Annotated in this window: 15 protein-coding genes and 1 pseudogene; all 16 read left to right on the top strand. The window is 35.4% G+C overall.

What is annotated here, in order from left to right; genetic code table 11:
* Window positions 1-585 (top strand): major tail protein, encoded by a 585-nt coding sequence (locus tag H541_RS0106845; protein ID WP_022796585.1) that lies wholly within the window; start codon window positions 1-3, stop codon window positions 583-585.
* A gap of 74 nt (window positions 586-659) precedes the next feature.
* A complete protein-coding gene (locus tag H541_RS0106850; RefSeq protein ID WP_022796586.1) occupies window positions 660-1,025 on the top strand; it encodes a hypothetical protein in 366 nt (121 codons plus the stop codon).
* Window positions 1,026-1,117: 92 nt separating this feature from the next.
* A complete protein-coding gene (locus tag H541_RS13715) occupies window positions 1,118-1,249 on the top strand; it encodes a hypothetical protein (RefSeq protein ID WP_022796587.1) in 132 nt (43 codons plus the stop codon).
* Between the two features lie 116 nt (window positions 1,250-1,365).
* Window positions 1,366-3,864: a phage tail protein gene (locus H541_RS0106860; RefSeq protein ID WP_022796588.1), complete on the top strand. Its 2,499-nt coding sequence runs from the start codon at window positions 1,366-1,368 to the stop codon at window positions 3,862-3,864.
* Entirely contained in the window at window positions 3,864-5,309 is a 1,446-nt protein-coding gene (locus H541_RS12795) for a distal tail protein Dit (protein WP_022796589.1), read from the top strand. Before H541_RS0106860 ends, H541_RS12795 begins: the two co-directional genes overlap by 1 nt.
* A gap of 70 nt (window positions 5,310-5,379) precedes the next feature.
* Entirely contained in the window at window positions 5,380-10,008 is a 4,629-nt protein-coding gene (locus tag H541_RS12800) for a phage tail spike protein (RefSeq protein ID WP_022796590.1), read from the top strand.
* Window positions 10,008-12,044 (top strand): DUF859 family phage minor structural protein, encoded by a 2,037-nt coding sequence (locus H541_RS0106875; RefSeq protein ID WP_022796591.1) that lies wholly within the window; start codon window positions 10,008-10,010, stop codon window positions 12,042-12,044. Before H541_RS12800 ends, H541_RS0106875 begins: the two co-directional genes overlap by 1 nt.
* Before the next feature lie 15 nt (window positions 12,045-12,059).
* On the top strand, window positions 12,060-12,368 hold the full coding sequence (locus H541_RS0106880) for a hypothetical protein (protein WP_022796592.1): 309 nt from the start codon (window positions 12,060-12,062) through the stop codon (window positions 12,366-12,368).
* Window positions 12,365-12,499, top strand: coding sequence for a CD1375 family protein (locus tag H541_RS13720; RefSeq protein ID WP_022796593.1), 135 nt, complete (start codon window positions 12,365-12,367; stop codon window positions 12,497-12,499). Before H541_RS0106880 ends, H541_RS13720 begins: the two co-directional genes overlap by 4 nt.
* A 38-nt stretch (window positions 12,500-12,537) precedes the next feature.
* Entirely contained in the window at window positions 12,538-12,972 is a 435-nt protein-coding gene (locus H541_RS13770) for a hypothetical protein (RefSeq protein ID WP_022796594.1), read from the top strand.
* Window positions 12,959-13,162, top strand: a complete 204-nt coding sequence (locus H541_RS0106895; RefSeq protein ID WP_022796595.1) for a holin — start codon at window positions 12,959-12,961, stop codon at window positions 13,160-13,162. The genes H541_RS13770 and H541_RS0106895 overlap by 14 nt, the downstream gene beginning before the upstream one ends.
* Window positions 13,163-13,240: 78 nt before the next feature.
* Complete coding sequence (locus tag H541_RS13210) at window positions 13,241-14,125, top strand: peptidoglycan amidohydrolase family protein (protein WP_022796596.1); 885 nt, start codon at window positions 13,241-13,243, stop codon at window positions 14,123-14,125.
* Between the two features lie 21 nt (window positions 14,126-14,146).
* Entirely contained in the window at window positions 14,147-14,287 is a 141-nt protein-coding gene (locus tag H541_RS13215) for a hypothetical protein (protein WP_022796597.1), read from the top strand.
* A 183-nt stretch (window positions 14,288-14,470) separates the two neighbouring features.
* Window positions 14,471-15,001: a type III toxin-antitoxin system ToxN/AbiQ family toxin gene (locus H541_RS0106910; RefSeq protein ID WP_022796598.1), complete on the top strand. Its 531-nt coding sequence runs from the start codon at window positions 14,471-14,473 to the stop codon at window positions 14,999-15,001.
* Window positions 15,002-15,231: 230 nt separating this feature from the next.
* Window positions 15,232-15,648: a hypothetical protein gene (locus tag H541_RS0106915; protein WP_022796599.1), complete on the top strand. Its 417-nt coding sequence runs from the start codon at window positions 15,232-15,234 to the stop codon at window positions 15,646-15,648.
* Between the two features lie 267 nt (window positions 15,649-15,915).
* Window positions 15,916-16,009, top strand: a pseudogene (locus H541_RS12985) (metal-sulfur cluster assembly factor); the annotation flags it as partial.

The raw sequence follows: 16,009 nt of genomic DNA on the forward strand, positions 1-16,009 counted from the left end.
ATGGCTAATAAAGAAAATAAAGTCGTTTACGGTCTTAAAAATGCGCATTACGCAAAACTATCGTTTGACGAAACAGGCGCACCAGTTTATGCAACGCCCGTTGCGATGAAAGGCGCAGTTGAATTGTCGCTTGAACCAGAATCAAATGATATTCAGTTCTCAGCAGATGATGATGCGTCATTCTTTGCTGAAAGCGAAAATCAAGGGTATAGCGGAACATTAACACTTGCTAACTTATCGTATGCGTTCAGAGCAGACATTTTGGGTGAGTTAGATGACGATACCGACGGAACAATTACAGAGATTGCGGACGCTAAGATGTCACCGTTTGCTTTACTGTTCCAATTTGATGGTGATGTTAATAAAACTAGACATCTAGTTTACTATTGTATTCCATCTCGTGCTAAGTTAGGTTCAAAAACTGGTAAGGATATTGAAGGTGTTGAAATGACTTTCAAAGCCAAACAATTGGATTTGGGCGAAAGCAAACTAGTTAAGACACAAACGACTACTGAACAATCTGCTAAATATTTAGACTGGTTCACACAAGTCTATGTTAAAGGTCAAACACCTGCAGAAGGGTAATTTTTAGGTTTTTTAAGAGTGGCTTATGTCACTCTTTTATTATATGACAAAACAATCAAAAGGAATGAATAAACATGGAAAAAACAATCTATATTGATGATAAGCCAGTGAAATTAAAATCAACTGCTGGTACGCCTAGGCGGTATAAAGCGCAATTTAGAAAAGACTACTTTGCTGAGTTAATGAAGCTTGCTAAAGTTTTTAATCAAACAGCTGAGAATGACGGACAATTCGATTTAAACACTGTTTCATTTGAAGATTTAGATCATTTAGACTTTGAACCGATGTACAATTTTGTTTGGGTATTAGCTAAGACAGCAGATAAGACAATACCTGAGCCAGACGAGTGGCTTGATGAGTTTGAAGCTATGCCACTGGCCGATGTATTTCCTCAAATTACTGAATTGTTAGAAAGCTCAATACAATCAAAAAAAAAGTAAACGATGTAAGCGGTAGTGATGAGCAGTTTACAGAAGAATCATTCTATTATATCTGTCGTCAATGCGGTTTAACCTATGAAGAAATCGAAGATATGAATATCGGTCAATGTTTAGATCATATACAAGAGTGGATAGATAACAACGCAGTCGATGAAAACGGTAAGCCAATTGAAAAGCAATCGCAAGCTAGAAAAGCAAATCAAGCCGATTTTAATGCTTTCTAATTACTCTCATGAGCATTCTCGCAAAAGATAAATAACAAAACTGAATAACTATACATTTAAGAGTCTCAGAATGCGTTTCTGTGGCTCTTTATTTTTAACGAAAGGAGAGTGAACACATGGCAGGAAGAATTAAGGGTATTACTATTGAAATCGAAGGTAAAACACAAGGCCTTCAAAAAGCTTTGAAAAGTGTAAATGATGTTTCTGTCAATTTAAATAGAGAGTTAAAAGATGTTAATAAATTACTTAAATTTGATCCAAAAAATCAAGATTTAGCAGCTCAGAAACAAAAAATATTATCAGAAGCAATTGAGAATACTAAAACAAAATTAAATGCGTTAAAAGATGCTCAATCACAAGTAGCTTCTCAATTTGCAAAAGGTGAGATTGATGAAGGTCAGTATAGAGCATTTGAAAGGGAAATAGCCGAAACAGAAGGATCTTTGCGTTCATATCAAAGTCAGTTAAATAAAACACAAACTGAACAAGATAGATTTGATAAAAATACACAACGATTACAAACATTATTTGATGCGACTGGTACAAGTATTGATGATTTTAGTGATATTTTAGGAACTCGTTTAACTAATGCAATTAAAGATGGTACTGCATCAAGTGATCAGTTAGAACAAGCAATTAACAAGATTGGTCGTTCTGCTATTGGTCAAGACGGCGATATTAATCAACTCAAAAACGCATTAGACAAAATTGATGACGGAGATTCTATTGATGTTGTTAAACAAGAAATCGAAGAGCTAGGCGATCAATCGTTAGATTCGAAAGAAAAGGTCAATCAACTTGTTCAAATAGCGCAAAGTGATGCCTTTAATCAATTGGCTGATAAAGCTGGGGCGATATCAGATAAGATATTCGAAATTGGTGGTAAATCAATCGAAGCAGCTGCAACAGTTCGAGCAAATAACGCACAGTTTACGCAGGTGTTTGGGGACTTAGAAGATGCAGCTACTAAAAGCGTTGACACCATGGGCGACAAGATGGGCATACTCCCAGAGCGTTTAAAACCTGGTTATGCGGCCATTAGCTCACAATTGATGTCTTTGGGTGTGTCACAAGAAGAAGCTATGAGTTTAGCAGAACAAGCATTAACATCTAGTGCTGATGCGGCAGCATTCTATGATACATCACTAGAAGATGCACAAGGATCAATTCAGTCTTTTATTAAAGGTAACTTATCCGCAGCTGAGGGCGTAGGTATTTTTGCAAGTGCAAACGGATTAAGTCAATATGCGTTAGACAACGCTGGTAAAGCCGCTAATAAATCTGGTAAAGAATATGAAAAAATGACTGAGGCTGAAAAGCAAAGTTTAAGAACAAACTATATTAGTGATATGCAACAAAAAGCAGAAGTTACTGGTCAAGCAGCAAGAGAATCAGATGGATATGAAAATGTCATGGGCAATCTAAAAAGTACAATAGATCAATTCATGGCAGCAATAGGCGATGAAGCACTGAACATGTTTTCTGAAGCTATACAGGCTTTAATACCATTCATTCAAAGTTTAGTTGATTGGTTTACTAATTTAGACCCAGTTGTTAAACAAATAATGACTGTTATAGTTATTGTCACAGCATTAGTTCTAGCATTAATACCTATAATAGCAGCTTTTGCGTTAGCACAGACAGCGTTAAATATAGCATTACTACCTATGATTGCAATAATAGTTGCCGTTATAGCTGTTATTTCATTAATCGTCATTGCGATAATGAATTGGGGGGCAATAACCGATTGGCTATCTGAAAAGTGGCAAATCTTCAAAGATTGGCTAAGTCAATTGTGGGATAGTATTTCTACAAAGGCAGGCGAAATTTGGAGTGCTATAACTTTAGCAATTTCTAATTTTGTCACAAGTTGTATCACAACTATACAAGGTCTTTGGGACTCTGCTAAGAACTATATCAGTGGTATCTGGAATAGTATATCTACAACTGCTTCAACGATTTGGAACAATATAAAAACATCTATTTCAGATGCAATTACGAATGCTAAGAACAAAGTTGCAGAAGTTGTGAATAGCATTAAAACAAAAATATCTGGGGTTTGGGAGGATATTAAATCTACCACCTCAAGAGTATGGAACTCAGTTAGAGATGCAATTGAAAAGCCAATCAACAAAGCTAAAGATATTGTAAGAACGGCAATTGACACCATCAAAGGTTTATTTGATTTTAACTTTAGCTGGCCTCATATGGAAATGCCACACTTTAGCATTAGTGGTTCGATGAACCCACTAAAATGGCTCGATGAGGGTGTTCCGTCAATAAGCGTTGACTGGTATGCAAAAGGTGGTATTTTAACTAAACCGACTGTATTCGGTCAAAACGGAAACTCATTAATGGTTGGTGGTGAAGCTGGTAAAGAAGCAGTAGCACCACTATCTGATTTGATGGCTTATGTTCAAGCAGCAGTTAAAGCTGAAAACGAAACACAAAATGTAGCATTTTTAGAGATGATTAAAATATTAAAAGAGATTAAAGATAAAGATACAACAATTGTCATGAATAAAAAGATAGTCGCTAAAGAATTAGCATCAGACATCAAAAAAGAAAATGACAAAAACGAATTTCAAAAAAATAGAGGTAGGGGATTAGCATAATGAAAAAATTACAAGTTTTGTTTGATGGCTATGATCTTACTTCTGTTTTAAGTGTTATCAGTGGCTTTAAAAGAGGCGTTGGACATCTTGATGCGGATAAAGTTATTACAATGCCTTTTATCATTTACAACTTCAATAGTAAAAAGCGTAGAACATTAGCATATCTATTAAATGTTGACGAACCTAAACAACTGATCTTTAGTGATGAGCCAGATAAATATTATCTTGCTACACCTACAAAAATTGATTTAGATGAATCTGAAGAGCGTGCGAGCGGAGAAATCGAATGGCTGATTGAAGATGGCATTGCTAGATCAATTAAAACTAAGACTATAGCTAACTTTGAAGATCAAACGCTAATTGAAGCAGATAACAAAGGTACAACAACAACTTATCCTATTATCCGTGCGAAAATGAACGGTGAGAATGGTGTGTTTACTGTTGTTAATTCCGAAGGCGGAGTCTTACAATTTGGTAATCCAGAAGAACTAGACGGAAATGATGCGGTGAGGTCAAACAGAGTATTGTATGCAAGTTATTATAATACTTTGCCACCTAACGCAGTTCCGAATCAAGGCATTACCACTTATCCAACTTATGCAGGTGGAGACCCCAATGTACAAACAGGTAGCTTTAACTATGATGAGCCAGAGACCGCAGCCCCAGTCTTTAGCGACTCAGCTGTCAAACGGTGGAATGGCCCCTCTTATAAAGTACCGATTGGGACTAATACAAACGGTGTGAGAACAGGAGACTTTGAGTTTACGCATCGTTTCAGTTTTTGGAATAAGACATCCAATAAGCAAAGGGGTCGAGTAGAGTTTGCTTTAAACTCTGATAACAAACATGGCTTTGGGTTTGTTATGCGTGACTCGTCAACGACTAAACGACAACTTATTGTGGAATGTCATATCTTTGATATTATAGGCGAACGCTCATATGATTTAGATTTGAAGAAGTTTGATGGGTCATTTTTTGAACTTAAAATTATCCGTAAAGGCGCCTCAATAACATGGCAATTAGGACAAATTGATAGTTTAAAGAATGGTGTTAATCTTAAAAAAGGCGTTATCTTCACTAAGACATTTACAAGTGATGATTATAAAGACTTTGCTATTACGAATGTCTTTGCTTACATGATGCGTTATCAGAAGTCTGATGCAGTTCGAATGCGCTTCACAGATGCAAAATTTACATGGATTAATACACCATATTGGAACGACATTAAGAACATCTATCAAGATGGTGATGAGTTAACGATTGATACGAAAGAACGCAAGTTGTATCTAAACGATGTAGAAGCTTTAGATAGTCGCTATCACTCGATTGACAACGAATGGGAAACTTTTGCAATGAAGCCAGGTAAGACACAGTATCAAATTGTTCAATCTGATTGGGCGGAAATACCTTCTGTTTCAGTCGAATATGAAGAACATTGGACATAATTTTATGATTGTTTTGGGAGAGGTTTTTGCCTCTCTTTTTTATATGTATTTTTTTTGAAAGGAGTTAAACATGACTAATTTTTACTTAACAGATCGCAAGTTTAATCTGATTAGCGTTATAGCAACAACTAACGATACTCCAATTTATTTTGAAGATGTTCAAGATGTTCAATCTATCGAAGAAGCAGCAAGATCATTCACAGGAACAATAACGATTGATGAAAATAAAAGAACAATTGAAAACTGGAACAAAGCTGATGAAATGTCTAAAGTTGGTAATTATATTCTATATAAAGATAGACAAAATCAATCAGTATTTATCACAATCGAATCGCAAGAGATTGATCCAGTTGGTTGCACAATTGACATTGCAGGTCATGATGCAGGTATCGACTTAATTAATGAAGTAGTTGCTGAAGATAAGCCAGATAAGCAATATACTATCGCTGAATATATTAACAAATACACTTGGGATAGCGGTTGGGAAATTGGTAGAAATGAAGCTTCAAACCTAAGCAGAAAATTGACAGGTTGGGAAAGTGATGATACTGCATTAGGAAGAATCTTATCAGTTGCCAAAGGCTTTGATGTTGAATTAGACTTCTCTTTTGATGTCAATGGTTTAGATGTTGTTCACAGATATATTAATATCTATCGCAAAAGAGGTACAGATGACAATGTCACGCTTTATGTCAATAAAGAAATTGAAAAGATTGTAACAACAACTGACATTTATGATTTATGTACATCTATCAAAGCAATCGGTGGAGAAGATGAAAAGACTAAAAAGAATGTCACATTAAGAGGTTATAAGTGGACTGATTCAGATGGACGATTCACACTTAACGCCGACGGTATTTTACGAGATACACAATCAGTGCAATTATGGTCTCGTTTATTATCCAACGAAAACCCTAACCCTCTACACCATCATATACAACGCTATGTTAAATATGAAAGCAAGTCACAAGCACAAATATTAAAGAGTGCATTGTCTGATTTGAAAAAGCGTTGTGAGCCAGCTGTTAACTACAAAGTTGAAATTGTTCACTTCCCAGCTTTAGTTAAAATTGGTGACACTATTAAACTTGTAGATGAACAACGCACATTGTATTTATCTGCAAGGGTATTAGAACTTAAATATGACTATGCAATTGAAAATGCTGAAGCAACATTGGGAGATTATCTGATTCAAGAGGGTCGAATTAGTAGCGACTTACAAGACTTAGCTAATACACTTAAAGATAAAGTTGCTAATATGCAAAAAGATGTAGATCTAAAAGCTGAGTACTTAGCACAAGCAACAGCGCCAGAAAAAACGATTAATGTCATTTGGATTGATACATCTAACAGTGAAGGAACTGGTGTTGATATACCTCGAATTTATGATCCAGAGACTGAAAATTGGGTTAAAATTGTTCCGACACAACCTAGCGAAGTTCATGCGTTTTCTAAAATTGATGGCGACAAAATAGCAATTGATGTTGAACAAATTAAAGAAGATGCTAAACAACTTAGTGAAAATGTTGAACAAGCTACTGAAGAAGCTAATGAACGCTATAAAGAAGTTACTCAGTTAAAAACAGATGTTGATACAGTATCACATACAGTTGACGAGCAAGGCAACTCAATTACATCTTTAGTGACTAAAGTTAACGACAATGGTCAAGACATTACTCAACTCAAACAAGACTCAACAGGTTTTAAGCAAACGGTAGCTAACTTAAAAGATGATGTCGAAGGCACAACAGGTAAAATCACACAGTTAGAACAAAATGTTGATGGCTTTAAGTCTACTGTTCAAAGCACTTATGCAACAAAAGATGCTTTAGAAACACAAACAGATAAGATTACACAAGCGACACAAGATTTATCTGGCTTTAAACAAACAGTATCAGAAAAGTATGCTACTAAAAATGCGCTAGGTGAAGTTGATTCTAAAGTTAGTAGTGCAGAACAAGATTTAAGCGGATTTAAAACTACTGTTGCTAATACTTATGCAACAAAAACTACAGTAAATAGCGTTCAGCAAGATGCCGACAAAGCACAACAAGATGTTGATGATTTAGGTGTATCACTAGACACCCAAACCCAAAAACTCTCTCAACTCTCTCAAACCGTCGATGGCTTCAAACAAACCGTTTCAGAAACCAACGAAAAAATCATTTCCCTTACTCCTTCAACCAGAAACCTCCTCCTAAACTCCCAAACCCTTCTCTCTGAAGACTCTACAAGCCCTATCACAGGAAGTAATGTTTATGGATGGGATAATGGTGGGAATCTATTGTTGGGTACAAGTAGTGAGTTAAAGACTTACACTATGCCTAGTTACTACTTTGGAAAATCCAGAATTAACCTATCCCCATTAGGTATTAAAGCAGGAGATACTTTAACCTATAGTGTTTACTTAGTTGTTCCAAGCAATGCTACAAGTGGTGTCCAAGCAAGGATTCAATTAAGGAGCACCTCTGAATTTGAACCAAGGCAAAGCCAATTTGGTAATGCTATTGCGGCTGGTACAGAGGGTTGGTCAACGGTAACATGGACAATTCCAAGTGGTTGGGATTATTCTGTAGAAGCTTGTTATACAAGATATGAGAACCCAACATCAAGTAGTTTTAATTTTCAAGCTAAGTGTGACAAGTTAGAGGTAAACTCAACCGCAACTCCTTATGTGAATGAGTCAAGTGGGCGGAACCTAATTCCAAATACATCTTTCATAGATGATAAAGTACCACCACGGGGTAGTGTAGGTAATCCTAACTCAGTTTTTGTCACAGAAGATGGATATAGATGCCAATACTGGAAAAATACTGACAATGTATATGACCTTGGTTGGTATATACGCAAAAGTAACTTTTTAGTTATACCTAAAGTTGGAGATAAGTTTACTGTTAGCTTTGTGGCTAAGGGAAAAGGTAGTATGAGAGCCGTTTTCATGGAAAATGCCGATATAACAAAAGGTGACAATGGCTCTTTAAGTAGCACATGGAAAAAGTTTGTCATACAAGGTACTCACAGTGCTACTACTGGGGCTTTAATTTTCTATTTAACTAATGAAGTTTCAGGCTCAGAGATTTATCTAAGAAACATTAAAGTTGAAGAGGGCATAATAGACAACCCTGTTTACTCTCCCGCCCCAGAGGACTTCACCCCATCCCAAAACCCTATTTTTCTCTCACCTCAAATAGAAGGAACAAGAAACTTTATAAGAGCACAAAGGGACTCAGATGGCTTTAGTGGAGATGTTTACAGCGGTTGGATACCAGAGGGTGTTGGTGAGAACTTGCTACAAAACTCTGACCCTGAAAGCATATCAGGGGCTATAAATGGTTGGTCAAGGGCAGGGACTAGCATAGTTACCACTAAGCACTCTAACTATTATGGCGGTCAAAAAGAGTGCTTCTTAATCAGAACTACTAATACAGCAGAATTAACCTCTGATAACACAACAAGGTTTGACATAAAGCCAAATACAACTTACACAGTGTCATTCATGGGCTTAGCTGGTGGTAATGTATCTAGCATGGATATTCAGTGGCTAAGTAGAGCTAGTGGGTCAACAGCTGATTTTGATAATGCAAGAGCAGTCATATCTAACAAAAGGCTAACCACAGGTACAGCTGATAGATACTCTGTAACATTTAAAACCAACTCCACAGACACATCTTGTATTATCAGATTTGATAATAATGGTAGCACTGATGGAAAAGAGGCTTGGCTACTCTTTGGTGAGGTAAAAGTAGAAGAAGGCTCACAAGCCACCCCATATTACCCTAACTCATCAGAATACGCCCTAGACCACACTCAAATGGCTCTAGCAAACACAATAGGAGAAGGTTATCTAACAGACTCAATAGTCAACAAAGGCTCTATAGCGGTTCATTTCAAGGCTAGAGCAAGTCAAGAAGTAGACTTTAGTATGATGCAATGGGTAGTGTACTCAGACCAAGAGAGACTTTTACTCAAACCTGAGTCAATTCATGTCACAAAAGATTGGCAACAGTTCACACTCTACTACCCTAATCTTGGTAAAAGTGTAGATTTATTAAGATTCAGTCCACACCAATTGCTCACTCAGGGCATTAGATTGAATGATTTTTACTTAGATTTATGTGAGTGGTATGTGGGAGCAGGGAATAAAGCCACACCATGGGTGGCCGCTTCTGAAGATGCGTTTAATCAAATTGAAGATGCAAAAGATTCTTTAAACAATAATATCAATAATGTTAGAGAAGAGCTAACAAGCTCAATTGAACAAACATCTAGTGAAATATTATCAACGGTATCAGAGTCTTATATTACATCTTCTGATTACGGAGACTTTGTTGAACAAACATCAACGGCTTTAAAACAAACATCGGAAGATTTTACATTTTCATTTAAGGATTTAACTGGCCAACTAAATGACCTAGACGGAAATACATCAGAGCAATTTGATGTGATTAGAAAATATATTCAATTTATAGATGGAAGAATTGATATTGGGCAATCAGATAGCACAACAAAACTTTCAATTACGAACGATAAAATATCTATGATACAAGGTGGGTCTGAAGTAATGTATATCACAGACCAATTACTATATATTGACAAAGGGGTATTTGTAAGTAGCTTACAGGTGTCTGAACATATTTGGACACAGCTTAGCCCAGATCAACCAGATGTTTTGTCATTAGAATGGATGGGTGATAATTAATGGGTTTAAATTCATGGTCAACTTATACCAGAGGAATGTCAAATATTGGTATAGGTATTAGGATTAAACATGGTAATTATGATATTAATAACAATAGAACATATGTTAATTGGGAAGTCTATGCATATCGTGTTGCTGGATATAACTGGTACGAAAACCCAACATCGTACATTAACTGTACAATTAATGGTTCAAAAGTAGTTAACAACAAAGCATGTTTAATCAATGTTTACAAACAGACTTCTCATACATTAGCAAGAGGCGGATTGTGGGTTGGCCATAATTCAGATGGGAAAAAAAGTATTAGATATAACTTTAGTTTAACTAAAGCTCCTTACCCTATTAATACAGGTAGTGTTTCTGGCACCTATGGCCTTCCTACTATACCTAGAGCATCTAGTATGTCAATCAGCAAATCAAGTATGAATTACGGAGATAGGGTTACTTTTAGTATTTCAAGAGCGAGTTCAAGATTCCAACATATTATTAACGGGAACTGGGGTGCTGGCTCAAAGAATATGATGAGTAAGAGAAGTGGTACAAGTTTCACTTGGACTTTGCCTAACTCCTATATGAATAATATTCCTAATTCTACAAGCAAGAAAGCGACAATCTGGCTTGATACCTATAGTGGTGACAAAAAGATAGGGACAAAGACATATTACATTACTGGTAATGTCCCTAGCTCTGTAATTCCTACTGTGGACTCAATCACAGCTTACGATAGAAATGACATTTCAAGAAACCTAATGAATGCTAGTAATCAATTTATTCAAGGTGTGTCTGACATCAGAATTGATAATAACGGTGGTAATGGTGTTTATGGGTCAAGTACAACCCAAAGACAGTTCGTTTCACCTAATGGTTCAACGGTTACCACATCTTCCTCGACATGGCAATATTTCTCTGGAATAACCAATGTAACTGGTACAAAAACACTAAGCACGAGAATTAAAGACTCTAGAGGTAGATGGAGCGCATGGAAAAATGTTAGTGTTACCATTTATGCTTACTCTGCTCCACAACTAAATAGTTTCAGTATCGCAAGACTTAGCGCAGGAACAACACTACAAATTAAAGCAAAAGGTTCTATATCGAGCCTGAACGGAAAGAATAGTTATAATTTGTGGGTTGATACTTCTGATAAAGGAAGGAACTCATGGACAAATAGATATAATTATAAGACTGGAACAAGTTTTGATGTCACAGCTAATATATCTGGATCTTATGATGTTGCCAAGTCTTATGATATAAGAGTTAACTTGACGGACAAGTTAGGTAACACGCAAAGATTGACTAGCATAGGAACTATTAAGAAAATCTTAACAGTTCGAAGGAACATTGGTATTGGCATAGGAAAGATTCATGAACAAGGTGCTTTGGATGTAGGTGGAGACATCTATTTGAGTGGAAAGGTTTATGGAAGCCTTTATCCACAGTCTAATGTTACTGATGGAAATGCGGGGGCAAGTGCCTATCTTAGTGGGATTAGCCTTACTGAAGGGAATACACTTAGTGGGGTGCCTGAAGGGTATGGAGTTATCTTAAACAGTAACTTAGGTGCCTATAGATTTAGTCAAACACTTATTTGTAGCTACACCAGTAACACTTATGTTAGACACTGGAGAGAGACAGAAAGGTGGACTAAGTGGTGTAAGGTTGCTACTGATGTGAATGATGTTGCCCCACAGGGTATGCCTGGCAGTTGGTTCAGAAATGGCTTTGGGGACTACTCATCGGGTCAAAGGTTATGGTTTAGAAGAGAAAACAAAACATGTTATCTTTATGGAACTATGAAAAATGATAGAGATTGGTCAGGTGGTACAGATAACATAGTTTTTGCCAATGTGCCTTCACAACATAGACCGCCACATAAATCACCCAATTATGGGCAAGGAACTGGTACAAATACTTTTTACCAAGAAGTTAATAGTAGTGGAGATTGTCAGATTAGTAGGTATCAAAATGGTGGTAGCTATTCAACTTTAAAAAAAGGCTCATGGCTGAATATTAGTTTGTGTTGGCCAGTAGAGTAAGAGGAGTGAAAATAAATGATTAAGATTCAATCAGAAAATGATACATTTTTTGAAGGACAAGCACCAATGACATTGATTACTTTTAGTTGCGATGCATTATTTAGACTAAAATCGATGACTGGTTACTTGGAAGTTGAGCAAGCGACTTGGAAGAAATTGAATGGGGAAGAAAAACAAGCGTATGTGTTGGGGGAGATTAAGAAAGATTTGTTTCCTGAGCCGTTTAATGTGGAGAAGTTGGAGGAATTGCGTGTTCAAGTAGCAGAAGGACAAGCAGAAATGATGACAATGATCAGCGAATTGTTAAGAGGGGGACAAGAATGACTTTTACAAAAGATAGTGCAATTGTGAAGAGTTATGTGTTCTTAATTAAAAGAGAATTGAGAACACTAGACAATGTTCCTAAAGTTTTCAATTTGTATGAAGTGGTTGAAGAGATTATAAACGAGTTGTAAAACTCAAATTTTATAAAGTAAGAAGTTTTAAGAGATCAGTGAAAACTGGTCTTTTTATTTTGTGGCGAGATGGCGGTGATCAGAGGCAGATGTTAAATAAATTATTAGAAGTAAATAGTGTAATTCTTTCTATTTTTGGAATGGGAGTTTTTACGATCCTTTGGAAGGGATTGAGCGTTATCACTAAAGCTATGAAAGATAAAGCAGAAGCTAAAAAAAAGATAGCAGACAACACTGAAAGCCGTTTTAAAAATATTGAAGATGGCATGGTAGCAATGTTACATAGTCGAATATACAAGATGTGCAGTGAATATTTAAATGATGGATGGATTAGCTTTGATGATTTAGATGATTTAGATTACTTATTTAAGTCGTACAAAGCACTGGGCGGAAATGGCACAGGTGAAACCATTTACAACAAAGTCAAGGATTTACCAAACAATCAAAGGGGAGAAAATAATGATGTTGAGTAATAAAGCATATGACACATTAAAATGGATTGTCGTGTATTTAGTACCTAGCTTAGCCACTTTTGTAGGTGCAATAGGCGCTAGTTTAAACTGGGATCAAACAACAGTTGTAGTAACTATAATCACTGCCACAGGGGCATTTTTAGGTGGTTTGATTGGTTACAGCAACAAGCAATACAACAAAGAACAATAAGCACAATTAAATATTACTGATAAGAACACATGACTGTAAAAGTTGTGTGTTTTTTGTTTTAAAGAGGGAGAGAATGAAATGGGAATAAATATGGAAACGGCTATTAATTACATGTACTCTTTAAAAAACAGAGGTATTAGATACTCTATGACTGGTTCAAGGACTGGCTCAGATGGTACTGGAGATTGTTCTGGAACTATCTATCAAGGTTTAAGAAACGGTGGAGCAAGCAATGCAGGTTGGGTGTTAAACACTGATAGTATGCACTCATGGTTGGAAAAGAATGGTTTTCAAAACATTGCCACAAACAAATCATGGACTGCTAAAAGAGGAGATATAGTTATTTTTGGTAAAAAAGGTGCTAGTGGTGGAGCAGCTGGGCATATTGTAATCTTTATAAGCAATACACAGATTATACATTGTACTTGGAAAAGCAGCACTAGAAACGGTGTGTATGTAGACAATGAAGCAAGTACATGTCCTTATAGCATGGGTTGGTATGTTTATAGATTAAAAAATCAAAGCAAGCCTAAACCACAACCATCTAAAAAGTCTAATAACACAATTGTTAATGAAGTAATCGCAGGTAAATGGGGTAGTGGAACAGACAGAACAGCTAAACTAAAAAAGGCTGGGTATGATGCTAGTGCTATTCAAAAACTTGTTAATCAAAAGTTGAATGTTAAGACACCTAAGCCAGCACCTGCTAAATCTACTAATTGGATTAAAGAGAAAGCAAGTTTCACACCTAATACTACTATTAATGTCAGAGACAAAGCATCTACAAGCGGTAAAGTAGTTGCTACATATCATAAAGGCGAAAAAGTCTATTATGACATGTTCAAACATGATGGTGGCTATGTGTGGATTAGTTATGTAAGTTCAAGCGGTAAACGCAGATACATGGCAACAGGAAACTCTAAAAATGGTAAGCGCACTAGCTCATGGGGAACATTCAAATAGACTGAAGAAGGAAGATTGAGATTGAGCCAAATCGAGGAATATATCAAACAACGATCTGAAGAATCAGAAGAGTTTAAAATAGCTTATGAAGAAGAGTGTAGAAGATTAGACGCTGAAGATGCAGAATGGGAAATCAGATCAAAAGCGGATCAAAACTATTGACTGGATTTTAAGCTTATAGTATACTATGAGTATAGATGGAGTAGCCAAGCCACAGTTGGTAATTGATAAAAATGGAGTAGCTGAGCCATAGTCAGCAGTTGATAAAATTGGAGTATCCAAGCCATAGTTGGAATTGATAGGGGCTGCTCTTAATGAGCAGTCCTTTTTATTTAAGGAGATTATATGGACAGTTCTTTTCACTTTTATACTATTAAGGATGAGTATGTACAATATTTGCGTAAATTTGATAGTAAAGTTCATTATCAATACAAAGATAATGCTAGTACATATGTTGGGATTGTTTTAGTAAAAAACAATTTTAATTATTTTGTTCCTTTATCAAGTTATTCAAAAAAGAATCCTACTAAAGATAAAAGAATGAAAGAAAGAGACAGGATTGTCATTAGATTATTTGAATTAGGAAACTTAAATAATCCTTTAGGTTATCTTTTGTTTAATAATATGATACCTGTACCAAACAGCGAATTGCTACCTATAGTATTGGATTTAAGTATATCTAAGCATAAGATGATGAGTAAACAAATAATTTTTATGAAAGCTATAAACGATAAAATTCACAATAAAGCTGAAACTGTTTATCGTAAGTCTGTATTTGATAAGGATAAATATTATGTAAATTTTTGTTGTGACTTTAAAATTTTAGAAGCGAAGGCTATATTATATACAAAAGGTTTAGATGAAAAACAACAATAATCTAGTAAAGTTATAAGACTCAACTGAAAAGTTGGGTATTCTTGATTTTCACTAGAAAATTGTTTTTTAGTCAACTAAGTAGCGAAGATATATTACTTGTAAGAATAAGACTAGAGATAAATTTATCTCTGGTCTTTTTTTTGTGCAGTTTTCATTGTGAATACTTTTGCTTTTCACTCTATTAACAGATAGAATATAATTGAAATAAAAAATAAGGAGTGGATAAGCAAATGACAAGCAGTATATCAAGTGAAAAACTAGAGAATATCAATAGGTATAGAAAAAAGTTTGATGAGTTATTTATTAAACAAGGTGAAGAGTTAGAACAAATAATAAACGAGACTTCTGACGACTACAAAATATTAATTGAAAACGATATACCGTTTCATTTATTAATACAAGAATCTGTTAGAAACTACATTTTTATAGGTGATATTTCTTTTAATGGGAATAAGGAATCACTTTTCTTTGATGCAGGAGATGGGAGATTTCGCATAATTGATTCAAAAACTGTAATATCAATTAGAAAGGTTATTGAATGTAATTTATTCTCAGAGGCTAAGTTAGCAATCTCAAACCCAGAAAAATTTGTAGATGAATACGAAGAGTTCATAACTAAAAAATATGCAGTTGATAGCAGAGCTTAGAATTGGTTTTAAAATTTAGGTTTTAGAACTACTGAAAAGTAGTTCTTTTTTGTGCATAAAAGTTATAATTTGGACATTCACAAAATACAATATATAATAATGATAAAACACGAACATTACCCCTCAATCCTGTTGGGTACCCCACATAGATTCTACACAAAAACAGCTAAATTTGGTATAATAGACACAAGGTATGAAAAGTGAAATATTTATTTATTTTATTGTAACTTGCCAAACCTCAAAAAACATTGCTATATCAACATTTAAATGGGTTGTCCTCTCGCAGATATTATTACAGATGAAATCCATCGGGCGCTTAAAAAAGTGCCAGAGGTCAAAAGTTCTGATGTGAAACTTGTGT

The organism is Bavariicoccus seileri WCC 4188, assembly GCF_000421665.1.
Lineage (GTDB): Bacteria > Bacillota > Bacilli > Lactobacillales > Aerococcaceae > Bavariicoccus > Bavariicoccus seileri.

Coding starts and splice junctions, on each gene's coding strand:
- H541_RS0106845 (WP_022796585.1), top strand. CDS start 1: ATGGCTAATAAAGAAAATAAAGTCGTTTACGGTCTTAAAAATGCGCAT.
- H541_RS0106850 (WP_022796586.1), top strand. CDS start 660: ATGGAAAAAACAATCTATATTGATGATAAGCCAGTGAAATTAAAATCA.
- H541_RS13715 (WP_022796587.1), top strand. CDS start 1,118: ATGAATATCGGTCAATGTTTAGATCATATACAAGAGTGGATAGATAAC.
- H541_RS0106860 (WP_022796588.1), top strand. CDS start 1,366: ATGGCAGGAAGAATTAAGGGTATTACTATTGAAATCGAAGGTAAAACA.
- H541_RS12795 (WP_022796589.1), top strand. CDS start 3,864: ATGAAAAAATTACAAGTTTTGTTTGATGGCTATGATCTTACTTCTGTT.
- H541_RS12800 (WP_022796590.1), top strand. CDS start 5,380: ATGACTAATTTTTACTTAACAGATCGCAAGTTTAATCTGATTAGCGTT.
- H541_RS0106875 (WP_022796591.1), top strand. CDS start 10,008: ATGGGTTTAAATTCATGGTCAACTTATACCAGAGGAATGTCAAATATT.
- H541_RS0106880 (WP_022796592.1), top strand. CDS start 12,060: ATGATTAAGATTCAATCAGAAAATGATACATTTTTTGAAGGACAAGCA.
- H541_RS13720 (WP_022796593.1), top strand. CDS start 12,365: ATGACTTTTACAAAAGATAGTGCAATTGTGAAGAGTTATGTGTTCTTA.
- H541_RS0106895 (WP_022796595.1), top strand. CDS start 12,959: ATGATGTTGAGTAATAAAGCATATGACACATTAAAATGGATTGTCGTG.
- H541_RS13210 (WP_022796596.1), top strand. CDS start 13,241: ATGGGAATAAATATGGAAACGGCTATTAATTACATGTACTCTTTAAAA.
- H541_RS0106910 (WP_022796598.1), top strand. CDS start 14,471: ATGGACAGTTCTTTTCACTTTTATACTATTAAGGATGAGTATGTACAA.
- H541_RS0106915 (WP_022796599.1), top strand. CDS start 15,232: ATGACAAGCAGTATATCAAGTGAAAAACTAGAGAATATCAATAGGTAT.